Origin of the sequence: Streptomyces sp. SID12488 (genome assembly GCF_010548275.1) — a bacterium.
Taxonomy (GTDB): domain Bacteria; phylum Actinomycetota; class Actinomycetes; order Streptomycetales; family Streptomycetaceae; genus Streptomyces.
On the sequence record NZ_JAAGLT010000052.1, the window covers coordinates 1 to 24,222 of the forward strand.

The following is a 24,222-nucleotide window of genomic DNA, read 5'->3' on the forward strand; positions in this document are numbered from 1 at the left end:
GCTCGCGGGCCGGATCGCGCTCGCGCTGGGCTGGACCGAGGACGCGGAGAAGCATCTGAAGGTCGCCGCCCGCAGCCGGCGCGTCGGTCCGCCGCTGGCGCGGATGACGGGCTGGGCCGCGCAGGCGCTGCGCGCGGAGGCGGCCGGGTCGGGGCGGGGTGTACTGGAGGCCTGCCGGCGCGGCCTCGCCGTCCTGGACGACCACCGGATGACGCTCGGCGCGTCGGAGCTGCGGGCCCGGGCCACGGCGCAGGGCGCCGAACTGGCCGCGCTGGCACAGCGGGCGACCCTGGAGTCCGGTGGGCCTCGGCGGCTGCTGGTGTGGAGCGAGCGGTTGCGGGCCACTGTCCTGTCGGCGCCGCCCGTCCGGCCGCCCGACGACCCGGCGCTCGGGCAGAGTCTCACCGCGTTCCGGGAGATCGCGGCCCGCGCGGAGGAGGCCCGGATCGACGGCCGCCCGGTTCCGGCGCTGGAGCGTGAACAGCGGCGTCTGGAACGGGAGGTGCGCTCCCGGACCCTCCACATCCGCGGCGAGTCGCCCGGCGGCGGGAGCCGCTTCGACCCCGGTCGGCTGCTCGAACGGCTGGGCGACGGCGTGCGGTTGATCGAGATCGCCGTCGTCGACGGCCGGGTGCAGGTGCTGTTGTGCGGCGAGGGGCGGGTGCGCCGTTTCGAGGCCGGGCTGCTCGCGGACGCGGTGACGGAGGCCGAGCACGTGCAGGCCGGGCTGCGGCGGCTCGCGCACCCGGGGGCCGAGGGCAGGCTGCCGGTGCTGGAAGCCTCCGGGCGCCGTCTGGAGAAGCTGCTGCTGGGAGCGGCAGTACCTCACCTGGGCCCCGGCCCGGTGGTCGTGGTCCCGCCGGGAAGGCTGCACCGGGTCCCCTGGGCCCTGCTGCCCTCCCTCCGGGAGCGGGTGCTCAGCGTGTCCCCGTCGGCGAGCAGTTGGCTGCGCGCCCAGGAGACCGGGCCCCCGCCGGGCGGGCGGCACGTCCTCGTCCGGGGGCCGGGCCTGGCGAGCGGTGGGGCGGAGGTGCCCGACCTGGTCGACCGGTACGGCAGACCGACGGTCCTGGAACACGAGGGCGCGCGGGTCCCGGCGGTGCTGGACGCGCTCGACGGGGCCGCGCTGGCCCATATCGCGGCCCACGGCACCTTCCGCGCGGACAGTCCGCTCTTCTCGTCGCTGCGGATGGCCGACGGGCCGCTGATCGTGCACGACTTCGAACGTCTCGACCGCAGCCCGTACCGGATCATCCTGTCCAGCTGCGACACCGGCCGCCTGGCGAACGTCGGCGCGGACGAACTCCTCGGCCTGGTCACGGCGTTGCTCCCGCTGGGCACGGCTGGCGTGGTGGCGAGCAGCGCACCGGTCAACGACGCGGCGGTGGTCCCACTGATGCTGGCCCTGCACAAAGGCCTCAGCGTGGGTCTCTCCCTCGCCGAGGCCCTCCGCGACGCCCGCGCGTCCCTGCCCGGGGATGCGACGCACCAGGCGACGGGATGGGCGTTCTCGGCGTTCGGCTCCGCGTGAACACGCCCCCGGCCGCCACGCGTTGGCGGCCGGAGCCTGGCGGAGCAGCCACGACAGCGCTCCGGTCGGCGCCGCAGCCGTGGTCGCGCTGTTGTCGGCCCCGCACATGGGCCTCAGCGTGAGCCTCTCCCTCGCGGAGGCCCTGCACGGCGCCCGCGCCGCCTGAACTCAACCCCCACGATCACGCCGGCTGCGCGGCCGGGGCCTCGTCCAGGAGCCACGGCAGCGCGCCTCGGTCGCTCGCTCCGAGTCGGGTGTAGGCGCTGTACAGGTGGTTTCCGACCGTGCGGATGGACAGGGTGAGCCGGTCCGCGATCTGCCGGTTGCTCAGGCCGGTCGCCGCCAGGGTGACGATCTGGCGCTGGCGGGCGGTGAGTTCGCCGAGGACCAGGCCGGACAGGGCCGGAGTGCGGGCGCCCTGGCAGCGCCGGGCCAGGGTCATCGCACGGGAGCGGGACCTGCGGGCGGCACGCGGGTCGCGGTGTACCGGGACGGCCTGGGCATGCGCCTCGGCCGCGAAGAGCAACAGGCCCCGGCGCTCCAGGAGTTCGGCGGCGCGGTCCAGCGCGGGGCCGTCCTGGCGGACGAGCGCTTCGGCGTGCCGGGCCAGGGGTTCGGCGCCCTCGCCGGGCAGTTGGGCGAGCCGGTCCGCGACCAGGTGCGGGGCCCCGAGGCGTACGGCGTCGTACAGGACGTACGCCTCCCCCTCCCCGCCCTCGGGGTCCGTGACCGACTCCAGTGCTCCGGCGATGTCGCCGTGCGCCGCCCGCAGCCACGGGGTCGAACGCCCCGGTGACGCGGTCGCGGCTTCGCTCAACTGGGTTGCCGCCAGCGCCAGTTCTGTACGGCAGCTCGGGTCGTCCGGGGTGGCGCGCAGGCCTTCCCGGGCCCAGGACATGGCCTCGCGCAACTCGCCGCGGAGTCGGGCGAAGCGGGCCCGTACGGTCGCGTAGTCGGCCGGGACGGCAGGGTACGGGGCCGTACTCTCGGCCGTCAGCCAGTCTCCGACGGGGCCCGCCGCTTCCTGGACGTCGGTGCGCTCGATGCGGTCGGCCAGCTCGGCGCGTTCGGCGTCCAGGGCCGACGCGCACTCGGCCGGAGTGCGGGACAGCCGCCTGGCCCGGAGCTGCCCGGCGCCCGCGCGCAGGACGGGGCCGTGCAGGGGGTGGGCGAGGCGGACCTCGGACAGGGCGTCGACGCGGATCAGGCCGTCGGCTTCGAGGCGTTCGAGTGCGCCCAGGTCCAGGTCCGCGAGGTCGAGCGGGAGCGGTTCGCTGAATGCCAGGCGTTCCAGGGCGTCCCGTTCCTCGGCGCAGGCGCGGTGCAGGCCCCGTCCGGCACGTTCACGTACCGCAGCCGTCACGGGAACCGGGCCTCGCCACATCAACTCAGCGGATTCCAAGGTGAGTTCGCCGCGCTCACGCACCGCGCCGACCAGGTCGCGCAGCAGCCGCAGGTCGCCCTGGCTGAGGTGGTGCAGGCGGCGGGCGGTGAGCGGTTCGACCGGACCGCCGGCGCCGGCCGCGACCAGCTGGGCGGTCTCCTCGCGGGGCAGCGGCTCCAGTGCCAGACGCGGCAGCACCTCGCCGGTCCAGAGCCGGGACACCGCGTCGGGCGCCGGGGCGCCGTCCGTTGCCACCACGAGCAGCCGGGTACGCCCGTGCACCGCGAGCTGGTGTACCAGGGCGGCGGAGGAGTCGTCCAGCAGATGGGCATCGTCGACAAGCAACGTTCTTACACCGGACAGGAGTTGGACCGCGCGGTGCAGGGAGACCTGCTCCGGGAGGAGGTGGGCGAACGCGGCGAAGGGGATGCCCCGGGTCTCGGGCGTGCCGATCACCTTCGCGCAGTCGGCGCCCCGGACGGCCTCCGTGACGAGACGGGTCTTGCCGCGCCCGGCCGGCCCCGTCACCACGACGCCGTGCCGTTCGGACGCCAACGACCGGCGGATCAACTCCAGTTCGTCGTCCCGACCGGTGAACAGCCAGGGCAGTTCCAGCGTCTTGGCTTCCTGTACGAAAGTCGTCACGTGAACAAGAGCCGGGCTACTCACCTTTGATACAGGCCGACTTGAGTAGACCCCGACTCAGGCGCCCGAGCACCCGTGAGCAGCAGTCTGTTCCCCATGAACGCACGGTTCTGCTCGCTCCCGCAGCAGCCGGCCCCCACCTTCACACCGGGGTTGCCGGCCGAGCGGCTCAGTGCGCTCCTCTCGGGGCGCCTGATGTGGGTGAACGGCACCGTGCTCCACTACTACTTCTTCGACGGGAACAGCGACGGCTCGGTCATCCCACTGCCGGGGACGGGGGAAACGCGGTGGGAGTCGTGGGTCGGCGCCGAGGCACAGCGCGACGTCGTCCGCGACTGCTTCCGGGAGTGGCTCGACCTGGGGATCGGACTGTCGTTCGTCGAGGTGCGCGACCGCTCGGAGGCCGAACTGCGCATCGGGTTCCAGACCGGTGACGGTTCGTACTCCACGGTCGGGCGGGACGCACTGTCGGTGGGCCTGGGGCGGCGCACGATGAACTTCGGCTGGGATCTGACCGCGCCCGGGGAGCGCGCGACGGCCCTGCACGAAATCGGGCACGCCCTGGGCCTGCTGCACGAACACCAGAACCCGTTCGCCGGCATCCACTGGGACGACGAGGCCGTGTACGACGACCTGGCCGGACCGCCCAACTTCTGGGGCCGCGACAAGACGTACTTCAACATTCTCCGCAAGCTCGACCCGGACGAGGTCAACGGCTCCGTCTGGGACCCGCTGTCGATCATGGAGTATCCGTTCTCGGCGGGGCTGGTCCTCGAACCGGAGCAGTTCCGGTCCGGGGTGAGGCCCCTGGGGACTCTCTCCCCGGCCGACAAGGAGTTCGTGCTCCGCTGGTATCCGCCGACGGGCACGCACAAGCCGGCCGAACTCGCGCCGTTCCGCTCCGCACCCCTGCGCCTCGGCGCGGGCGAGCAGGCCGACTTCGGCATCGCGCCACCGGAGACCCGCGACTACACCGTGGGGACCTTCGGGGAGAGCGACACGGTCGTCGCGGTCTTCGAGGAGATCGACGGCGAGCCCCGTTACCTCTCCGCCGAGGACGACGGCGGTGCTCCGCACAACGCCCACGTCAGGATCCGGCTCGTCAAGGGCCGCCACTACTTCGTCCGCGTACGCCTGTACTCCACATGGGGATCGGGGGAAACGGCCGTCATGTGCTGGTGAAGCTGGGGGCAGAGACCAGCACATGACGGCCGCCGCGAACGAATCAGACCACCGTCGGGCACTCGGGGGAGCGGTCGAGGACGTCACCTTCATGGGGGAGGGTGACGTCCTCGACCACGCCATGTACGTCGGCTTCAGGACGCCGCGCGTTCGCCCACCGCCTCGGCGTCGGGGTGAGCGAGGCCGAGGTGGTCGCGGAGGGTGGTGCCTTCGTATTCGGTGCGGAAGACGCCGCGTTCCTGGAGGAGTGGGACGACGGTGTCGGCGAAGGAGTCGAGGCCGCCCGGGGTGATGTGCGGGACCAGGATGAATCCGTCGCTCGCGTCGGCCTGGACGAAGTCGTTGATGGTCTGGGCGACGGTGGCAGGGGAGCCGACGAAGTTTTGGCGGTTGCCGGTTTCGATGACGAGGTCGCGGATGGACCAGTTGTTGGCCTGTGCGCGTTCGCGCCATTCGCGGGCGGTGGCCAGCGGGTCGCGGTACATCCTCACCTGGGCCCGGCCGCGGGCGATGGTGTGTTCGCCGAGGTCGGGGTCGATGTCGGGGAGGGGGCCGTCGGGGTCGTAGGCGGACAGGTCCCGGTTCCAGACGAACTCCAGGTGCTTGATGGCAGTGGCCCCGCTGACCTGTTGGCGGCGCACCTCGTGGGCGAGTTGTTCCGCTTCGGCGTCCGTGTCGCCCAGCACGAAGCTCGCGGCGGGCAGGATCTTGAGCTCGTGCGGGCGGCGGCCGTACTTGGCGAGGCGGTTCTTGACGTCGGTGTAGAAGGCCTGGCCCTCGGTGAGGGTGGCGTACCGGCTGAAGATCGCGTCCGCGGTCGACGCGGCGAACTCGCGGCCCTCGTCGGAGTCGCCGGCCTGGAAGATCACCGGGCGGCCCTGCGGGGAGCGGGGCACGTTGAACTGGCCCTCGATGTCGAAGTGCTGCCCCGAGTGGACGAAGGCGCCGGCTTTCGCGTCGCGCAGGAAGGTGCCGCCGGTCTGGTCGGCGAGGATCTCGTCGCCGTGCCAGGAGTCGAAGAGTTCGCCCGTGGTCTGCAGGAACTCCTTGGCGCGGGAGTAGCGCTCGGTTTGGGGGAGGAAGCCGCCGCGGCGGAAGTTCTCGCCGGTGAAAGCGTCCCAGGAGGTGACGACGTTCCAGGCGGCGCGGCCGTCGGAGAGGTGGTCGAGGCTGGCGAACTGCCGGGCCACCTCGTAGGGCTCGTTGAAGGTGGAGTTGATCGTCCCGGTCAGGCCGAGGCGGTCGGTGACGGCGGCGAGCGCGGTCAGGACGGTGAAGGCGTCGGGGCGGCCGACGACGTCCAGGTCATAGATTTTTCCGCCCTGTTCGCGCAGCCTGAGGCCTTCGGCGAGGAAGAGGAAGTCGAACCTGGCGCGCTCCGCGGTGCGGGCGAAGTGGGCGAAGGAGCTGAACTCGATATGGCTGCCGGCCTGCGGGTCGCTCCACACGGTGGTGTTGTTGACACCGGGGAAGTGCGCGGCCAGGTGGATCTGCTTCAGCGGCTTGCTCATGGTCGTACGGTCCTTCCGGCTCAGGCGCTGACAGCAGCGGGCTCGGCGGCAGGGGCGGGGGTGGCGTAGCGGTTGGCGGGGCGGGAAAGCCCGAGCAGGCCGCGCAGGGTGTCGGCCTCGTACGTCTGCCGGAAGAGGCCTCGGCGCTGGAGTTCGGGAACCAGCTTCCGGGTGATCGCCGGCAGGTCATGCCCGGCAACGGCCGGGCGCAGCCGGAACCCGGACAGCCCGGCCGACGCCAACTCCTCAAGCAGATCGGCGAGTTGCGCGGGCGTTCCGGCGAAGATCCGGGCATCGCTGGTGTATTCGTACCCGGCGAGGCCGTCCAGCCGCTCGCGCCGGGAGGTCGCCTCGGCCTGGGTGTCGTCGAGGAAGACGACCAAGTCACCGAAGATGTGCAGGAGTTCACCGGCCCGGCCTGCCGCTGCCTGTTCCGCCCGGATCTCCTCGACGATCGCGCGGGCCTGGCCGGTGTCGTGCGGGGTGACGTAGCCGACGTCGGCCGAGCGGGCCACCAGCCGGTAGGGAACCGTCGCATGGGCCAGCGCGGTCACCACGGGCTGGCCCTGCGGCGGGCGGGGCGTGATCGAGGGGCCCTTGACGCTGAAGTGCGGGCTCTCGAAGTCGACGTAGTGCAGCTTGTCGCGGTCGATGAAACGGCCGGTGGCAATGTCGCGGATCTCCGCGTCGTCCTCCCAGCTGTCCCACAGCCGACGCACGACCTCCACGTAGTCGACGGCCTCGTCGAAGAGCGCTGCCACGGACTCCCATGCCTGGGGGTCGTTGAGGGGGTCGATGTGCGGGATCGGGCGGCGGCCGAAGTGTGCGGCCTCGTTGTGGCGGGCGGTGATCTGCACGCGCAGACCCGCGCGCCCGGTGCTCACATAGTCGAGGGTGGCGATCGCCTTGGAGAGGTGGAACGGCTCCGTGTGGGTGGCCACCACCGTCGGGACGATACCGATATGCCGGGTCAGCGGGGCGACCCGCGCCGCGATCAGGACCGCGTCGAGGCGGCCCCGGACCTGGTCGGTGCGGCCGTCCGGCTCGATGGGGTGTGAGGACTGGAGGCCGAGGCCGTCCTCGATGGTCACGAAGTCGAGCAGCCCGCGCTCGGCCTCCGCGACCAGATCGGCCCAGTAACCGGCGGTGAACAGCTCACGCGGCCGGGCCACGGGCTCACGCCAGGCGGCCGGATGCCAGCCGGCGCCGTCCAGAGCGACAGCGAGATGCAGAGGAGAGGGTGACAAGGACACGAGGGTGACGCCTTCCTGATCGACCGTACTAGGGGACGAGAGAGCAGGTCAGGAGCGACAGAGCGCGCCGGCCACACGCAGGAGGTCGATGTGCCGCCGCGAGTACAGCCTCGGGCGGCACGGAATGGGCTTCGTCACGACGTGGTCAACAAGGTGATGCCATCGCGTGTTCCGGCTCTGTGTGTCTGCCGTATGAACACCGGCCGGTTCAAGCGGGCCTAACTGGGCCGCGCCCCCGAAGGGGCGCGGGGAACTGCGCGACCAGCCCCCACCGGACCCGCAGTGGACAGACCGCCTATCCAGCGGGGCGTTCCGCGGAGCGCTCTGCATGTGCCGCCCAGTCCAGGATCTGAACGGCCGCCCCCGCGGCCTCCAGCCCCCGGCAGTCGGCGTGGTGCCGGCGGGCGATGGCGTCGAGGTCGAGGTGGGGGCCGAAGGACGGGTGGGCGGCAAGGCGGCGGGCGTAGGCCCACAGGGCCGGGTGGTCGGCGACGCGGTGCACCGCGGCGGCGTCCAGGTGCCAGCGATGCACGGTGTCGAGGCGCACCAGAGAAACCCACAACTCGACGTCGGCGGCGGTCATTCGGTCGCCCAGCAGATACGGGTCCGCAGCGAGCCGCGCGTTCAGCGAGCCCAGGGTGCGCAACAGGGAGGCGAGCGCGTCGGCGCGGTCGCCGTCCTCGGCGGCGGCGTCTCCGGCTCGCTGGGCCGCCGCGTCGATGCCCTGCGCGCACAGGCGCTCGACGGCCTCGATCTCCGCCTCCAGGCCGCACGGGTACAACGTGGGGCGACCGCCGCCGAAGTGCCGGGACAGGTCGCGCAGGATGTCCGGGGTGTGCGTGCTGACGATCCGCCCCGACCAGTCGTCGCTGAGCACCGGGACCGTGGCCGCGCCGGAGTAGCGGTGCGCGCTCGCCTCGTACAGCGGGCGCAGTGCGGAGTTTTCGCCGCCGGGGGCGTCGGGTACGGCGGGCAGTTCGGTCACGGGACAGGCCGCGCCGAGGCCGAGCAGGCTGTGGGTGACGGCGATCCGGAGACAGTCCGGGTCGGCCGGGGACAGGTGGAGGCGATAGCGGCGCGGCACGGCGTAGTGACCGCTGCGCGCGTCCCGGCCGAGTCGGCCGCGGAAGGCCGGGACGGGGCGGGCGGAGGTGGCGGCCAGTGGTGTGACGGTCATGAGTCTCCCCAGGTGTGGTGCGCAGACGTACGCGCGGCGGAAGGCGTAGTCGGGGGCCGCCGTGGTGGCGCGGGGGTGGGCGGCCGGGCTCAGCGCAGGGGGCTGATGGAGCTGCAGACGCGCTGCAGGTCGATGTGCCGGCGGGAGGTCAGCAGCGGGGTCGGCCGGGGTGTGTGAACCACCCGACTGGCGTTCGACTCCACGCGCATCTCGTTTCCCTACCTTTTCACTAGGATTCCCATGGGGAGTGTCGATCGGCTCGCCGCCCACGTCAAGGGCGTCTCGTACGGCGGACGGTGCAGGCCCCACCGATCTCCGGTGTCCCCTCGGTGTCCCCTCCGCCGAGGGGTCCTCGTAGTGGGTTCGTAAAGCTCGTGAAGACAGAGCGACGAAGCCGACGGCATCCGAGGACCAAGGAAGCAGGGGACGACATGAGATTCCTGGAGCGCGAACGCGCGGCCCTCAGCAAGTTGCTGCCGGGCCTCGACGACGGGCTGCGGGCCCTGCCACTGATGACGTTGGAGAGCCCGAAGAGTCCGGGCATCGGGCTGTTCCGGGAGTGCGGAGGCCCCGGGCTGCTGGCGCCGGCGGCCCTCCAGGGGCGGGGCGCCACCGCGCTCGAAGCGGTACGGGTGCAGCGGGCGCTGGGTAGCCGCTCTCCCTCGCTGGCCGTGGCGACGACCATGCACCACTTCTCGATGGCCACGCTCGTCGGGCTGAGCGAGTCCGGCTGGGGCGAGGGGCTGGAGTGGATGCTCGTCCAGGGCGTCGCGGCCGACAACCGGCTCCTGGCGTCCGGCTTCGCGGAGGGCCGCAGCGGCACCGGCATCCTCTCCCCGGCGATGTCCGCCACGGTGACCCCCGAGGGCGTCCGCATCACCGGGGTGAAACGGCCGTGCAGTCTGGCCCGTTCCATGGATCTGCTCACCGCCAGCGTGATGGTGCCCTGCGAGAACGGCGAGGGCGAGGAGCTGGCCGTGGCGCTGGTGCCGGCCGAGACGGAGGGGCTGAGCGTCAGCGCCTTCTGGGCGAGCGGATTCCTCGCGGGCGCCGAGAGCGACCAGGTCACACTCGACAACGTCCTCGTGCCGCCGGAACTGCTGGTGCGCACCGCCTCCCCGGCCGGGTCCCGGCTCGACGAGGTGCAGACCGCCGGGCTCGTCTGGTTCGAGCTGCTGATGACCGGCAGCTATCTCGGCGCCGCGAGTGCCCTGGTGGAGCGGGTGCTGTGCAAGGACCGGGTGCCCGAAGCGGAACGGGTGCGGCTGCTGGTGGAGGCGGAGGGCGCGATGGCCGCCGTGGAGGGCCTGGCCCGGCGGGTGGACGGGGCGGCCCCCGACGAGTCCGCTCTCGCCGACTCGCTGTACGTCCGCTACACCGTGCAGGACGCGCTCGCCCGGGTCGTCCCGCGTGCGGTGGAACTGCTCGGCGGACTCGCCTTCATGGCCTCGGACGAGGTCGGCTACCTCGCCGCCTGCGTCAACGGCCTTGCCCTGCACCCGCCTTCGCGGTCCCGGATGACGGGCCCGCTGGCCGCCTATCTCGACGAGGCGCCGCTGACCGTCGCCTGAGGTCTCGGTCGCCCGAGGGTTTTCGGACTTCGGTACGAGGCCCACAGCGCCGTACAACCTGACGCCAACCGTCGCCCACCCGACCGAGGGGGAAGTTCGCCATGCCCGAAACCTGGACTGGTACCCGGCCCACCGTACTGCTCACCGGGGGCACCGGAGTGCTCGGCAGAGCGCTGATCGAGGAGCTCCTGCCCGACTTCCGCATCGTCTGCCTGCGCCACCGCACCCCGGTCGACGACTCTCGGGTGCACGAGTTCCGCGCCGACTTGATGGAGCCCCGACTCGGCCTGTCCACAGCGGACTTCGCGCGTCTCGCCGCCGACGTGGACCTGGTGCTGCACTCCGCAGCCGCCACCAACTGGCAGTGGGAGCCCGGCCTGATCCGGCGCGCCAATCTCGACGGCACCCGCACGATGCTCGCCCTCGCCGCCCGCGCCGACGCGCCCTTCTTCCATATGAGCACCGCGTTCGTCGCCAATCCGCTGGCCCCGGAAGAGCAGAAGCGCTTTCCGGGCGCCGCCGCCTATCTCGCCTCGAAGACGGAGGCCGAACGGGCGGTACGGGAGGCTCCGGTGCCCGGAGTGATCATGCGGCCGTCGGTGGTGATGGGCGACTCGGTGACCGGCCGCATCGCCGGGATACAGGGCCTGACCCGGGCGCTCGGGGCCATCGTCAAGGGCCAGGTTCCGGTCATGCCGGGCGCGCCGGACTCCCGGATCGACATGGTGCCGCAGGATGTCGTCGCCCGTGCGGTGGGCGACCTGATGCGCGGCGGGGTCACCGGGGGCGAGTACTGGCTGACGGCCGGCTCGGAGGTACTGCTCCAGACCGAAGTCATCGACACCTGCCTGGAGTTCGCCGACCGGTACGGGCCCCGGCCGCATCCGCCCCGGCTGATTCCGCTGGAGTCGGTGCACCGGCTGCTGCTGCCGCTGATCGAGGGGCCCACGTTCCCGGAGTCGCTGCGTCGCCGCTTCCGTACGTACGCGGAACTGCTGACGTGCGCGGTACGGCCCACCAGCCGCCGTCTGCGCTCCAGTTCGCGGTAGTGGTCGACGCACAGCCGCAGCGCGACCGAGGTCAGAAAGGGCCCGATCCGCGCCCGGTCGAGCTTGTCGTGGGCCGCCGCCCGCAGCATCGTCTCCTGGACGCAGTCCTCCGCGTCCTGGGCGGTCGGCAGCCGCCGCCGGACCAGTCGCATCAGTCGTTCCCGGTGGCCGGCGATCTCTTCCCAGGACAACTCTCGAAGAATTTCCCCGTCGACGATTACGAGCTCATCTGAGCAGTCTTCCGAATTCATGCAGTACATGGCCCCGAAATGATCCCTTGGGCGCGAATCCAGAATATTCGCACGACCTATCCACACCCGACGGGAAAGGACTGTCCGGGTCAACTCACGGACAAACCGAGCCGATTGCCTACCACTCGTCCGAATGGAAAACGAAAGAACCGTCTTCGGCACACGACACACCATGCTATAAAAAACCATATGGCTGCCGGACCGGTGCGTTTACGCAGAAACGTCACATCAGGATCAGGCCGAGGGAATCATCCACCGGCAGCATACCCATATCGGCCATCGGGGAACTGAACCCGCCAATACCGGCCGACCTGCTTCTGCCCCGCGGGTCAGCCCTCGGTCGCCGCAGCGGCCTGTTTGATCGCCTCACGGATCCGGGAGTACGTGCCGCAGCGGCAGACGTTCTCGATGGCGTCGATGTCCGCGTCGGTCGGCACGGACGTCCGCCGGAGCAGCGCCACCGCGGCCATGATCTGCCCGGGCTGGCAGAAGCCGCACTGCGCGACATCGCGGTCGAGCCACGCCTGCTGGACGGGGTGCAGGGTGTCGCCGTCGGCCAGCCCCTCGATGGTGGTGACCCCGCGGTCCGCGCAGTCGGCAACGGGCACGACACAGGGCTGGATCTCCGCGCCGTCGAGATGACTGGTGCAGGCACGGCAGACCCCGACCCCGCAGCCGTACTTGGGGCCGGTCACCTGGAGCAGGTCGCGCAGTACCCAGAGCAGCGGCATGTCGGCCGGTGCCTCGACGGTGACCGGTTCGCCGTTGAGGTCGAAGGTGTAGCGGGGCATCGGATCCCTCTCGGAGGCGAGGTCGGGGTGGGGTGACGGTCGGGGCGTGGCGCGGGTCAGAAGTTGAGCGGGAAGCGGCGGGGCCTGGTGCCCGTAGCCCGGGCGTACGCGTTGGCGACCGCGCCCGCCGCGGCGGGCACCCCGAGTTCCCCGGCCCCGCCCGGCTCCCCCTTGGACGGCATGATGTGCGCCTCGAAGTGCAGGGGGGCGTGCCGCTGGCGGGCGTAGTGGAAGTCGGCGAAGCTGCCCTCGCGGACCGCGCCCCGGTCGATGTGGAGGCCGGCCCGCAGGACGGTGGAGATGCCGTCGATCGTGGTGCCCATGAGCTGGGCCTCAAGTCCGCGTGGATTCACCGCCGTTCCGACGTCGGCCGCCATCACCGCCCTGGTCACCCGCGGGTTCTTCGGGTCGGTGGCGTCGATCTCGATGAGGCAGGCCACGCAGGAGCCGTACTCCTCGTGGACCGCCATGCCCTGTCCGTGTCCGGCAGGCATGGTCCGTCCCCAACTTCCGGCGGACGCCGCCTTGTCGAGTACGGCGCGCACGGCCTTGCTCCGGAGTGTGGTGCGCCGGAAGGCGACCGGGTCCTTGCCGAGGCTGCGGGCGATCTCGTCGACCATGATCTCCTCGGCGGTCCGGCTCGTCCCGGAGTCCACCGACCGCCAGGCGCCGAGCGGTATCGCCGCCAGCGCCACATCGCCCGAATCCCCGGACAGCCGCCCGAAGTTGTACAGCCCGCTGTCGCTGGGCAGCGGGCCGGCCGCCCGTACGCGCTCCGCCTGCGCGGCCACCGACGTCACCCCGCCCTGCGCGGCGAGACCCTCCCCCGACCACGACTCGCTCACCGACGACGTCGCGTGGACGAACGCGACCACCCGGCCGCCCTTGTGGCTGGCTCTGATCCGGTGGTGGGTCGCCGGGCGCATCCTGCCGTGCCGCAGGTCGTCGCCGCGGCTCCACATCAGCTTGACCGGCCGGCGGGCCGCCTTGGAGACGAGGGCGGCCTCGATCGCGAAGTCGTGGTTCAGCCGCCGCCCGAACGAGCCGCCGCCGCGCATGACATGGACCTTGACCTTCGACGCCGGGAGTCCGACCGCCGAGGCGATGCCGTCCCGGGCGTCCATCGGCGTCTGGGTGGAGAACCACAGTTCGGCACGGTCCGCGCGGACGTCCGCCACCACGGTCAGCACCTCCATCGGGGCATGACCGACGAACGCGAACTCGAACTCCCCCGTCACCTGCGTCGATCCGCCCGGCGCCGCACCCAGCGGGGGGACGGCGGCGCGCAGCCGGGATCTGATCGCCGCGTCGGACAACGCGGCCAGCGGGCCCGGCACCCAGGTGATCCGCAGGGCGTCCCGGGCCTGGAAGGCGTGGTGGAAGGTGTCCGCGACCACGGCGACCCCGCCCGCGACCCGGACGACCGCGCGGACGCCCGGCAGGGCACGGGCCGCCCGGTCGTCGACCGTGCGGATCTTCCCGCCGAGCGTCGGCGGCCGGGCCATCACGGCCGGTTTCGCGCCTGCCACCTTCAGGTCGCCCGCGTACTGCGCCTTGCCGGTGATGATGTCCCGCGCGTCGATCCGGGTCGTCGGCTTCCCGATCACCTTGTGCCGGGAGGACGGTTTGGGCTTGCTGGAAACCCTCGGCCGGGTGACCTTCGCGGCGGTCGCGGTCAGCGATCCGAAGGTGGCCGTACGCCCGTCCGGTGCGAACACCATGGTGTTCCGGGTCCGTAGTGTGCGGGCGGGCAGCCGCCACCGCTGGGCGGCGGCGGTCACCAGCCGGGCGCGCGCGGTGGCCGCCAGCGCCCGGGCCGGTCCGTACAGGGAGCTGACCGAGTTCGAACCGCCGGTGTACTGGCTTCCCTTGGTGCGGGCGTCGGCGAGCGGGATGTCGACGTCGGCCAGGCGGGCGTCGAGTTCCTCGGCGATCATCATGGCGACCGCGGTGGTGACACCCTGGCCGACCTCGACGCGCGGCAGCCGGACGACCACCCGGTTCGCGGCGGTGACCTCCAGGACCAGCATCTCGTCGTCGTCGCCGGTCACCACGACGCCGGACCGCGCGCTCGGGTCCGCCGCCCGGGGCTCCGCGCCCTCCGCCGAGGACGAGTCGCAGCCGATCGGCGCGGCCACGGTCAGGGTGGTCGCGGCAAGCGAGTAGACCATGAACCTCCGACGGGACCACTGCCGCTCCATCGCCACCCCTGTCGCCTCGCCCGCTGCCGGTGCGTCTCCTGTGTAGGAGGTCCCTGGCGGCTTCGTGGTTGCGTGTGCCAGCGGGGCTTTCCCGCGCTGAGGCCCGGGGAGGGCACGGAGCCGACGCGGCGCGGGCCGGGAATGGTCCCGGCCCGCGCCGCGGTCGTCGATCGTCGGTCTTCGCTCTGCGGGGTCAGCCGAGCAGCTTGCTCGCCAGGGTCGCGGCGTTGTACGAGCCCCATCCGGTGGTGAAGTCCCAGCCGGTGGCGGCGGAGTAGCCGCCGTTGCTGCCGCTGGTGATGTCGTGGAAGCCGGTGCCGCTCGCCGTGTAGAGGGCGGGGTTGGCGAAGCCGAGGTTGGCCTTGCCGGCCGCCGCGGCCTGCTGGTTGTAGAGCGCGGCGAACGCCGCCCACTCGGGCGCCGCGGCGCTGGTGCCGCCGACCGCGGTCCAGGAACCCTGGGAGTAGACCGAGACGCCGGGGCTGGGGTTGGCGTGCGCGGAGACGTCCGGGACCTGACGGAAGCCGCCGCCGGCGCTCTTCTGCACCGCGGTCTGCCAGCTCGGGATCTTGAAGACGGAGGACTTGCCACCGCCACCGCCGGACCAGGCAACCTCCTTGCTGAAGGCGTTGGCCGAGGTGACGGTCAGCTTGGTGCCACCGACGCCGGTGACGTACGGGTCACTGGCCGGGTAGTCGACGGTGGTGGTGCCGTCGCCCGCGTCGTCGGAGCCGTCGTCGCCGGAGGCCGCGTAGAAGCCGAGTCCCTGGGCCGCGCCCGCCTTGAAGACGGCGTCCACGGCGTTGATGTTGGAGGTGGTGCGGGCGCTCTCGGAAGCACCCCAGCTGATCGACGTGGTCGGGATGCCGCTGTCGACGATGGCCTGGTAGGTGTCGACCTCACCGGCGTCGGAGTTGGGGCCCTCGAAGACGGTGACGTTCGCCTTGGGGGCGATGGCGTGCAGAACCTCGATGTCCAGCTCGACCTCGACCTGACCGTCGCCGAGCGCGCCGGAGCCGCCGTCGACCTTGGACACGGTCGGAGTGGGCGAGCCCAGGCTGTAGTTGGTGTCGTACTTCGTGATGTTGGACTGCTGGAAGCCGTCGAACTCCAGCAGCGCGATCTTCTGGCCGCTGCCGGTGTACGTACCGGACACGTTGTAGCCGCCCTTGAGCTGGGCCGGGGTGTAGCCGCCGCCGGGGCCGTTGCGGGGGGCCACCCTGGAGACCGACTGGTGGTGCAGCCGGGTGTGGTTGTTGAGGCCGGCCACATCGCTGACGAGGGCGGCGACGGAGGTCGGCAGGGTCGGCGCGGCGTCGTTTGCGTAGAACGAACGCCCGGAAGACGCGTCCTTCCAGGTCGACAGCTTGGTACCGAAGGCCTTCTCCAACTGGGCGGCGGTGCCGCTCGCGTCGACCAGCAGGTTGCCCGAGTGGACCTTGCCGACGGTGAGGCCCTGGGCGCGCAGGTAGTCCCCCAGCTGCTTGACCTCGGCGTCGGTCCGGCCGAAGCGGGCGGCGAACTGACCCTTCGTCAGGTAGTGGCCGTACGAACTCGACCGCGGGTCGCTGACCTTGGCGACAAAGGTGTCAAGTCCCTTGTTGTTTCTGGGGGTCAGGCTGATCGCCACCGAAATGCGCTTCCCGGCGGCGACCTTGCCGGTGCGGGTCGCGTGCTTGTTCAGGCCCTTGAGGACGTCTCCGGTGACAGCCGCGCGAGTCGTGTGCGGCTGAACGGCGTTGGCCGCGTAGGCAGCGGGGACCGCGGCGGCGAGCAGGGCCGGTGCGGCGACCAGACCGAGCAGTTTCAGGCGTGACTTCACTGGGGTCCTCCGGAGAGTGGGGGCGATGTCCCGGAAGCGGAACGACTTCACCGTAGGAACGGCGGCCCCTCCCCCGTAAGCGGGGGAACCCTTGCTCTACGTGTTAACTGCGCGTGTCATGTCAACGGCGTGTGTCGGGTGCGCTGGGGCGTCCGGATCCGGCCGGGCTGACTGACCGTCACTCCCTGTGGCGCGGTGGTCACTTGGTCGTCGTCGCCGTATGCCACGGCGGCCCCGGAGGCAAGGACGGCGACCGCCATCGCGTGGGCGAGCGCGGTGCGCGAGCGGACCCCGAGCTTGCGGTAGACCCGTGAGAGGGCGCCCTCCACCGTCTTGACGCTGATGAACAGCTTCGCGGCGACTTCCCTGTTGGTGGCGCCGCCGCCGACCAGTTCGGCGATCCTGGCCTCCGTGGGGGTGAGTTCGGGCTCGCCCGTGACTGTCTCACCGCTACGGTCCCCGGCGTCCACCCGCGCCAGTTCGTCCCAGGCCCGTGCCGCGAGCGGCGCGGCGCCGATCCGCTTCGCGGTCTCCAACGCCTCGCGCAGGACGGTCCGCGCCGCGCTTCTGCGCCGGGACCGGCGCTCGACCGTGCCGAGGGCGATCAGGGCACGCACCAGCTCGACGGGCAACGGAAGCCGGCGCAGCCGGTCCACGGCGGTACGCAGCCGCAGTGCCCCCTCCTTCGCGCGGCCGAGCGCCGCCTCGCGCAGTCCCTCGGCCCGTTCCAGGGCTGCCAGTACGCTCGCGGGCGCGTCGCCGGACATGCGCGAGCGGGCGTCGTGGAGCACGGCTCCGGCCGCGCCCGTCTCCCCGAGGACGACCAGGGCTTCGGCCAGGTCGGCGTACCAGTGCAGCAGCGGCGGGTCGGCCGCGCACATCGCCTCGCCCAGTCGCTTGACGCGTTGCAGCACCTCGACCGCCGCAGCGGCACCCCGTGGGTCGCCGGCGAGCAGTTCGGCCTGGCCGAGCACCGCGAGCGCGCGCAGCAGGAACAGCCGGTCGCCGTCCGCCTCCGAGGCCCGTACCGCCTGCTCGGCGAGGCGCCGGGCCTCGTCGGCGCTGCCGCCCGCCGTCGCCGCGAGCGCCGCCGCGTACAGCGCCGGAGCGGTCTGTACGCCTGTCCCGGCCAGAGTGCGTGAGCACTGGGCGGCGGTGTGCAGGGCTTCCCGGCAGTGCCCGGCGCGCACCTGGATACGAGTCAGCGCGACCAGCGTCGCCACGACCTCCTCGACCCCCGCGAACTCGCCGATCTCCGCCAGGAGCCGGGTGACCCGCTCCCCCGCCTCGGTGACCCGGTCGGAGTCCAGGGCGAGAATCGCCCGCATCCGGATCAGCCCCCAGCTCTCCGGGCCCGCGCCGGCGCCGCCCGTCAGCGCGAGCGCCTCCTCGAGGGCCGCGTCGGCGGCGACCGGCTCCCCGGTCAGGGACAGCACCCGGGCGAGGGTGGCGAGGGCCCCGATCCCGGTGTCCGTGTCACCGGCCAGGTCCGCCTGCCGGGCAGCGTGCCGGGCATGCCGGGCCGCCTCCTCCAACTCCCCGCACAGCAGGCCTCGTACGGCTGCCCAGTGGTGCAGCCAGGCCTCCGCCTCCGGATCGCCGGCGGCGTCCCGCAGGCCCTCGCCGATCAGGTCACGGGTGCCCTCCAGCGCCTGCCCGGCGTTGCGCAGCAGGATCACTCGGGCCCGCGCCCGCTGGCGTGCGGAGCCGGACCCGGCCAGCACGGTTCCGGCCGCCTGCCCCGCCTCCTCCAGCCGACCGCCGTCGCAGGCGTACTCGGCTGCGGCGAGCAGCCGGTCGGCGCGGTCCGAGGGGCGGTCGGCGGGCGTACGCAGGGCGGCGAGGCCGGCGAGTTCGAAGGCGGCATCGGGTGTGCCGTCGCGGCGCGCGGTCCCGGCGGCGGACATCAGAGTGCGGGCGGTGGTCTCGTCCTCGTGCGGGTTGGCGAGGGCGAGATGGCGGGCCTGCTCCGCGGGTTCGGTGACCGCGTGGGCCAGCAGGGAGTGCACCTCGCGGCGGCCGTACTGCGGCGCGTCGGCGTAGACGGCGGCCCGGATCAGCGGATGCCGGAAGCGTACGGTTCCGTCGGCGTCGGCCGTCGCGACGCCGAGCCGTTCGGCCTCCGCGAGGTCGGCAACCGGATCGGGGAGCTCGGCGGCGCGCAGAAGAGTGAGGGAGGGGTGTGCGGCGGCGCTCGCGACAAGGAGGGTGTGCCGGGCTGTCGGCGGCAGTGAGCGCATCGGTTCGAGGAGCCGGTCGCGCAGTCTTCGGGGCACCGGCAGGGGGCGGCCGAGGCCGAGGGGCGCCGCGTCGCGCGGGGCCGCCCGCGCCAACTCGATCACGTACGAGGGGTTTCCGGCGGCGGTGTCCTGGACCTCCCGCAGTACACCCGGCGGCAGATCGGCGCCGACGACGGTGCGCACGAGGTCGGCCACCTCGCCGTCGCCGAGAGGGGGGACGGGGAGTTCGAGGGTGTCCGGCGGGCAGCAGCCCAGTCGTTCGGGCTGCTCACTGTCGGCGACGCGCTCGGCGGTGACCATCCGTATGTCGAGGCCCGCGACACGGCGTACGGCGAAGGCGAGCACCTCGGCGGTCGGCTCGTCAAGCCACTGAAGACCGTCGACGACCAGCAGAACGGGGCCGGCGGCGGCGAGGACGCGCAGTACGTCGAGTACGGCGACGCGCACCGCGAGCCGACTCCGGTCGTCGGCCGGTTCGCGGTGGTGCAGCACGGCCGCCCTCAGCGCTGCCTGGCGTTCGGCAGCCAGTCCGGCCAGGCAGCTCTCCGGTACCCGCGCGAACAGGTCGACGAGGCCGACGAACGGAAGCCCGGCCTCCTCCGGAGCGGGCGAGCAGTGCAGCACCGTGCCGGACGGCTGGGCGTGCACGGCCAGGGACGCCATGAGGGCGGCCACGAGCGTGGACTTGCCGATTCCCGCAGGTCCGTGGAGGAGGACGCCCTGACGGACTGCCAACTCGGCCCGGGCGCTGTCGATCAGCTCGCGGCGACCGGTCACGGGCGGTACGCCCATGGAGGCCGCCCGCCCTCGGCCCTGGTGCGGCAGGTGACGGGGCACTTGATCATGTGCCCATGACAACCTTGCCGGATTCGGCTTGTCAATCGCTCAATCACGGCCCACGCGAAAAGGGCCCTCGCGGACTCTCGCCCGCGAAGGCCCTTCGCCATCACACCGTCGGGACGACAGGATTTGAACCTGCGACCCCTTGACCCCCAGTCAAGTGCGCTACCAAGCTGCGCCACGTCCCGGTGCGTCGACCCGCGGTTGCCCCGCGTGATCGCACAGACAAACCCTACCGCACACACGCCCGTGCCTCCGAGCGGTTACGGAACGGTCACCGGGACATCAAGTGTCCCTTACCGCCTCATCCGACGCTCTACCGTCGTCCCACCCGAAACGCAACAGGGGGACGATCATGAGCAACCCGTACAACACTCCCGGCAACGTGCCACCGCCTCCGGCTCCGATACCGGGTCCGGCACCGGACCGGCAGGGGCCGAGATGGGCCCGCAAGAGATTCGTACTGCCCGCCCTCGGACTCGCGCTCTTCGTCGGGGTCGGCATCGGCGGTCAGGAGAACGAGCCCGAGAAGGTGTCGGCCGACCCGCGCCCCACCGCGACCGTCACGGCCACGACGACAGCGACCGCCACGGTCACGGCCACCCCGACGGCCACGCCCGAACCCGCCCCCACCGTCACCGTGTCGGCGACCAGGACGGTGACGGCCGAACCGGCCGTCGACACCGACACCGACGCCGACACCGGGTCTGTCACGGGTTCCGACGACGGCTCAGGCTCCGACTCCGGTGGCGACGACGTGTACTACCAGAACTGCACGGCTGCCCGCGCGGCCGGAGCCGCCCCCGTACATGTCGGTGACCCCGGCTATGGGCGGCATCTCGACCGGGACGGTGACGGCGTCGGCTGCGAGTGACAGGTACGGCGTCAGGCTCAGGCGTTCGGGTCGAACGCAATGGCCGCCGGCATGGCCGCCGCGAGGTGGGAGTTGAAGTTGCCGTCCTTGAGGCCGAAGTTGGCGCTGCCCCAGTCGGCGGCGGTCAGCTTGTCGCGGATGCCTGACGGATAGCCGTTCCAGCCGACCAGCGCCGGGAACTGCCAGGTTCCCTTGTGGTTCTCCGGCGGCTCGTCGTTGGTGTTCGCGAGGCGGAAGCAGTGCGTCCTGATGCCGTCCTTGTGGTAGACGATCTTGGGATGGGTGCCGTCCCAGCGGACCTGGTCGCGGGTGTGGATGCTGAAGCTGCCGTGGTTGGAGGTCGAGACGTACTGCGCCACGCCGTCCTTGACCCACACCACCACGTGCTCCCAGTCGTGCCGGTGCCCGCCGATGCTGGTGCCCGCGAGGGCCTGGTCCTTCTCGAAGTAGAGGCCGTAGATGATCGCGCACCAGCCGTTGTTGCACTTGTAGCGGGAGTAGCCGTTGGTGTTGTCGAGGTCGGAGGCGTCCCGGCATGACCCGTTGAGGGCGCCGGTCGGGTTGAGGCCGCCGTTGAGGGTGCCCGTGGAGCCGATGGCGGGGGTGGAGTAGCAGCCGTCCGTGTCGTAGTCGTACGCCGGTTGGTACGTCTGCTCGGTGCTGTCCGCGTTGGCGGGCAGGGCCCCGGGCGGGGCGGCGAGCGCGGTGCCCGGAAAGGCGACGACCAGCGCCACCGCGCTGCCGAGGACGACCGAGGCTCTGCGGGTGCGCACAGATCTCTTCACGGGGGCCTCCTGATCGATGACGTCCGAGGGGACGGGCTCGGTCAGATTGGCATGCCCATATCACGAACGGGTCACTCGGAAGGAAAGGTTCAGGGGCGCCCGGCAGACATCTTGGCCACTCCGGTCGGCTACTCCGGCGGCGCCGGCGTGTCGTGGGTCCGGTACATCGCCTGTACGTCCAGCTCCAGTTGGACCGTCGGCCCGACCACCGCGATGCCCCGGGCCAGCATGGAACGCCAGTTGAGCGTGTAGTCCTCCCGGTGGAGTTCAGCCCGGGCGCGGGCGGCGCAGCGCAACTCCTCGCCGTAGCCGCCGTTGACGGACCCCAGGTAGGTCGTGTCCAGCGACATCGAGCGGCTCACCCCGTGCATCGAGAGCGAGCCCTGCACCACCCACTTCGCACCGGCTCGGTAGGAGAACCGTGAGCTCACGAAGTCGATGTACGGAAACCGCTCGACGTCCAGGAAGTCCGCCGACCGGAGATGGTTGTCCCGGGTACGGTTCCCGGTCGTGATGCTCGACGCGTCGATACGGACCTGCACCCTGGAGTCGGTCATCGTCTGTGCCACCTGGATGCCGCCCTCGAACCGCTCGAAGCGGCCGTGCACATCGCCCATTCCGACGTGCTTGGCGATGAACCGGATCGCGGTGTGCGGCGGATCGAACAGCCAGGCGCCGGGCACGGGGAGGTCCAGCCGCCGGGCCGGCTCCAGTTGGACGCGCTGCGTCGGGAGCATCACCCCGTCGAGAAGCTCGACCGTCTCACGGTGCGGCGTCAGGCCCTCGGCGGAGACCATCAGGCTGTAGCGCCCCGACGGAAGAACGGCGAGGAAGTATCCGTACGGGTCAGTCGTACCGCGCGCCATCACCTGGTGGGCGTCGGCCGCGCTCACCGTCACATCGGCGCCGCCCATCGGCTGGCCCAGCGGGTCGAGCACCTCGCAGCCGACGGCACCGGCGCCGGGCGGCAGCGGAAGCGAGAGGCCCGCACGGTCGGAGGCGCCTCTGGAGCGCAGGCGTCTGAGCAGTGCGAGGGCCATGGGTTCACCTTTCGGTTCTTCTGCTGTGTGCCGTGCTGATCAGGTGAGGTGCCGGTAGCTCAGTCCGTGCCGGGCGCCGCGCCCCGGTACGCCGCCCGCAGCACACCGAGCACGCCCTCGGGCGTGACCTCGCGCGGGTTGGCGTACGGCCGCTGCCCGGTGACCTGGGCCGCCGCCACCGTCACATCGGCCTCGGTGAGGCCCAGTTCGGCGAGGGAACGCGGAGCGCCGAGGCGTCCTGCCAGCTCCCACAGGGCAGTTGGGGCGTCGGCCGCGCCGCCGAGCGCACGGGCGACGGCGTCGGCCGCGTCCGGTGCGGCGGGCGCGTTGTAGGCCAGGGCGTACGGCAGGACTACCGTGTGGGTCTCTGCGTGCGGCAGGCCGAAGGTGCCGCCGAGGACATGGCAGAGCTTGTGGTGCAGGCCCATGGTGGTGGCGCCGAGACAGGAGCCGCACAGCCACGCCCCGTACAGGGCCCGGCCGCGCGCGTCGGGGGACGCGGGGTCGGCGGCCACGTCCACAAGCGCCCCGGCCATCGCCCGTACGCCCTCCTGCGCCATCAGGGAGACGAGCGGGGAGGTGTCGGGGGCGTACAGGGCCTCGACGGCGTGTGCGATCGCGTTGATGCCGCTGGTCACCGAGAGCGGGACCGGCAGGGAGAGGGTCAGTTCGGGGTCGTACACCACACTGCGCGGCAGGACGGACCTGTCGCGGCCGGTGCGCTTCACGCCCTGCTCGGTCAGGCCCCAGACCGGGGTCATCTCGGAGCCGGAGTAGGTCGAGGGCACGGCGATCAGCGGCAGCCCGGTGCGCAGCGCGATCGCCTTCCCGAGGCCGATCGCGCTGCCACCGCCGACCGCCACACACCCGTCGACGCCCACCGCGAGCGCCACCTCGACGGCCCGGTCGGCGACTTCGACGGGTACGTGCATCCGCGCCTCGTCGTGCAGACCCGCCAGCGCCGGTCCGAGCGAGTCTGCGACCGCCTGCGCGGTGTCCTTACCTCGCGCGCCGCACACCACCAACAGCCTTCGCAGACCGAGCCGTTCGGCCTCCCCCGCCGTCGCGGTCACGGCGGCCCCGGCCCGCAGGACGACCCGCATCGGCTGGGCCTCGTAGACGAAGTCCGGTGCGCCGCTCACGACTTCTCCCCCGCCTTCTCCAGTACGAGGTCGAAGCGTGCGTGGCGGAAGGGGTTCGGTACGCCGAACTCGGCTGCCAGGGACGGGTCGTCGGTCTCGGTGAAGTCCTGGACCAGGCTCTGTTTCACCGCGAACACGGCGTCCGAGTCGAGGTAGTCGCTGCCCGCGACGAAGATGTGGGTGGTGACGGGCTCGTGACCCCCGGCCGTGGCGATGAAGTGGATGTGCGCGGGGCGGTAGGGGTGCCGGCCGGTGGCGCGAAGCAGGTCGCCGACCGGGCCGTCCGTCGGGATCGGGTACGGGCTCGGCACGCAGGTGCGGAACCAGAAGCGGCCCTCCGCGTCCGCGGTGAAGAGCCCGCGGCCGTTGCCCGGCGGCTGGACGTCCGGCTGCTGGACGTCGTAGTAGCCCTCGGTGTCGGCCTGCCAGACGTCAAGTACCGCTCCGGGCAGTGGAGTTCCGTCCCGGTCGAGCACCCGCCCGCTGACCACGCACGGCTCACCGGCGCCCACCAGGTCGATGTCGGCGCCGAGTTCCCGTACCGGCGACTCGGTCATGTGGAAGGGCCCGAGCACGGTGGACTCGGTGGCGGCCGGGTCGCAGTGCCCGTTGAGGGTCTCCACGAGCATCGAGACGCCGAGGACGTCCGACAGGAGGATGAACTCCTGCCGGGTGTCGGTGCAGGTCTGCCCGGTCGCCGTCAGGAAGCCGATGGCCCGCTCCCACTCCTCCATCGTCGGTTCGGTCTCCCGTACGAAGGCGTGGAGGTGCCGGGTGAGGGCGGTGAGCAGCCCGCGCAGGCGCGGGTCGGCGGTCCCGCTCATGCTGTCGACGACGGCCTCGGTGACGGCGGTCGTGAATCCGGCGCCCTCACCGCCGTCACTTGTCCTGGGTTCAGTGGTCATTCCGCGTGCTCCTCATCCCGTCTCGCCC

At 72.0% G+C, this 24,222-nt stretch carries 19 protein-coding genes, 1 tRNA gene and 1 pseudogene; 6 read left to right on the plus strand and 15 right to left on the minus strand.

Annotated elements, in window-relative coordinates:
- Together G3I56_RS41060 and G3I56_RS41065 are read left to right on the plus strand one after the other, a co-directional pair.
- The coding region (locus G3I56_RS41060) for a CHAT domain-containing protein (RefSeq protein WP_164418386.1) at positions 1-1,531 on the plus strand (1,531 nt) is incomplete at its 5' end.
- A gap of 22 nt (positions 1,532-1,553) precedes the next feature.
- Positions 1,554-1,697, plus strand: coding sequence for a hypothetical protein (locus G3I56_RS41065; RefSeq protein ID WP_164418388.1), 144 nt, complete (start codon positions 1,554-1,556; stop codon positions 1,695-1,697).
- Positions 1,698-1,712: 15 nt separating this feature from the next.
- Here the strand turns inward: G3I56_RS41065 and G3I56_RS41070 are convergent, their stop codons facing one another.
- Positions 1,713-3,560, minus strand: coding sequence for a LuxR family transcriptional regulator (locus tag G3I56_RS41070; protein WP_164418390.1), 1,848 nt, complete (start codon positions 3,558-3,560; stop codon positions 1,713-1,715).
- A gap of 96 nt (positions 3,561-3,656) precedes the next feature.
- Between G3I56_RS41070 and G3I56_RS41075 the strand changes: the two genes are divergently transcribed.
- Positions 3,657-4,742, plus strand: coding sequence for a M12 family metallopeptidase (locus G3I56_RS41075; RefSeq protein WP_164418391.1), 1,086 nt, complete (start codon positions 3,657-3,659; stop codon positions 4,740-4,742).
- Positions 4,743-4,876: 134 nt separating this feature from the next.
- Here G3I56_RS41075 and G3I56_RS41080 read toward each other — a convergent pair whose 3' ends face one another.
- The 4 genes from G3I56_RS41080 to G3I56_RS45195 form a co-directional block, all read right to left on the minus strand.
- Positions 4,877-6,253, minus strand: a complete 1,377-nt coding sequence (locus G3I56_RS41080) for an NtaA/DmoA family FMN-dependent monooxygenase (protein WP_164418393.1) — start codon at positions 6,251-6,253, stop codon at positions 4,877-4,879.
- 20 nt (positions 6,254-6,273) lie between these two features.
- On the minus strand, positions 6,274-7,506 hold the full coding sequence (locus G3I56_RS41085; RefSeq protein ID WP_164418395.1) for an LLM class flavin-dependent oxidoreductase: 1,233 nt from the start codon (positions 7,504-7,506) through the stop codon (positions 6,274-6,276).
- A gap of 295 nt (positions 7,507-7,801) precedes the next feature.
- A complete protein-coding gene (locus G3I56_RS41090; protein WP_164418397.1) occupies positions 7,802-8,683 on the minus strand; it encodes a glutathione S-transferase C-terminal domain-containing protein in 882 nt (293 codons plus the stop codon).
- A gap of 89 nt (positions 8,684-8,772) precedes the next feature.
- Positions 8,773-8,892 (minus strand): putative leader peptide, encoded by a 120-nt coding sequence (locus G3I56_RS45195; RefSeq protein ID WP_343240213.1) that lies wholly within the window; start codon positions 8,890-8,892, stop codon positions 8,773-8,775.
- 222 nt (positions 8,893-9,114) lie between these two features.
- Here G3I56_RS45195 and G3I56_RS41095 point away from each other — a divergent pair, with 222 nt between their 5' ends.
- Together G3I56_RS41095 and G3I56_RS41100 are read left to right on the plus strand one after the other, a co-directional pair.
- Complete coding sequence (locus G3I56_RS41095; RefSeq protein ID WP_164418399.1) at positions 9,115-10,254, plus strand: acyl-CoA dehydrogenase family protein; 1,140 nt, start codon at positions 9,115-9,117, stop codon at positions 10,252-10,254.
- Between the two features lie 101 nt (positions 10,255-10,355).
- Positions 10,356-11,303, plus strand: coding sequence for an SDR family oxidoreductase (locus tag G3I56_RS41100; protein ID WP_164418401.1), 948 nt, complete (start codon positions 10,356-10,358; stop codon positions 11,301-11,303).
- Between the two features lie 41 nt (positions 11,304-11,344).
- Here the strand turns inward: G3I56_RS41100 and G3I56_RS45200 are convergent.
- The 6 genes and pseudogenes from G3I56_RS45200 to G3I56_RS41130 all read right to left on the minus strand — a co-directional run.
- Positions 11,345-11,743 (minus strand): annotated as a pseudogene (locus G3I56_RS45200) (sigma factor); the annotation flags it as partial.
- Between the two features lie 140 nt (positions 11,744-11,883).
- Positions 11,884-12,345 carry a (2Fe-2S)-binding protein gene (locus tag G3I56_RS41110; protein ID WP_164418403.1) on the minus strand — a complete coding sequence of 154 codons (462 nt, stop codon included), beginning with the start codon at positions 12,343-12,345 and terminating at the stop codon, positions 11,884-11,886.
- 56 nt (positions 12,346-12,401) lie between these two features.
- On the minus strand, positions 12,402-14,516 hold the full coding sequence (locus tag G3I56_RS41115; protein WP_164418405.1) for a molybdopterin cofactor-binding domain-containing protein: 2,115 nt from the start codon (positions 14,514-14,516) through the stop codon (positions 12,402-12,404).
- Positions 14,517-14,739: 223 nt separating this feature from the next.
- Positions 14,740-16,368 (minus strand): S53 family peptidase, encoded by a 1,629-nt coding sequence (locus G3I56_RS41120; RefSeq protein WP_164418407.1) that lies wholly within the window; start codon positions 16,366-16,368, stop codon positions 14,740-14,742.
- 116 nt (positions 16,369-16,484) lie between these two features.
- Positions 16,485-19,400 carry a LuxR family transcriptional regulator gene (locus tag G3I56_RS41125; RefSeq protein ID WP_164418409.1) on the minus strand — a complete coding sequence of 972 codons (2,916 nt, stop codon included), beginning with the start codon at positions 19,398-19,400 and terminating at the stop codon, positions 16,485-16,487.
- 162 nt (positions 19,401-19,562) lie between these two features.
- Positions 19,563-19,636, minus strand: a tRNA-Pro gene (locus G3I56_RS41130).
- Between the two features lie 167 nt (positions 19,637-19,803).
- Between G3I56_RS41130 and G3I56_RS41135 the strand changes: the two genes are divergently transcribed.
- The gene (locus G3I56_RS41135) at positions 19,804-20,322 is read left to right on the plus strand and encodes an excalibur calcium-binding domain-containing protein (protein ID WP_164418411.1); all 519 of its coding nucleotides are present in this window, start codon (positions 19,804-19,806) and stop codon (positions 20,320-20,322) included.
- A gap of 17 nt (positions 20,323-20,339) precedes the next feature.
- Here the strand turns inward: G3I56_RS41135 and G3I56_RS41140 are convergent, their stop codons facing one another.
- The 4 genes from G3I56_RS41140 to G3I56_RS41155 form a co-directional block, all read right to left on the minus strand.
- On the minus strand, positions 20,340-21,107 hold the full coding sequence (locus G3I56_RS41140; RefSeq protein WP_164418413.1) for an NPP1 family protein: 768 nt from the start codon (positions 21,105-21,107) through the stop codon (positions 20,340-20,342).
- Positions 21,108-21,235: 128 nt separating this feature from the next.
- Positions 21,236-22,147, minus strand: coding sequence for a YceI family protein (locus G3I56_RS41145; RefSeq protein WP_164418415.1), 912 nt, complete (start codon positions 22,145-22,147; stop codon positions 21,236-21,238).
- A 59-nt stretch (positions 22,148-22,206) separates the two neighbouring features.
- Positions 22,207-23,289 (minus strand): maleylacetate reductase, encoded by a 1,083-nt coding sequence (locus G3I56_RS41150; RefSeq protein ID WP_164418417.1) that lies wholly within the window; start codon positions 23,287-23,289, stop codon positions 22,207-22,209.
- Complete coding sequence (locus G3I56_RS41155) at positions 23,286-24,194, minus strand: intradiol ring-cleavage dioxygenase (RefSeq protein WP_164418419.1); 909 nt, start codon at positions 24,192-24,194, stop codon at positions 23,286-23,288. Before G3I56_RS41155 ends, G3I56_RS41150 begins: the two co-directional genes overlap by 4 nt.
- Positions 24,195-24,222 lie beyond the last annotated feature (28 nt).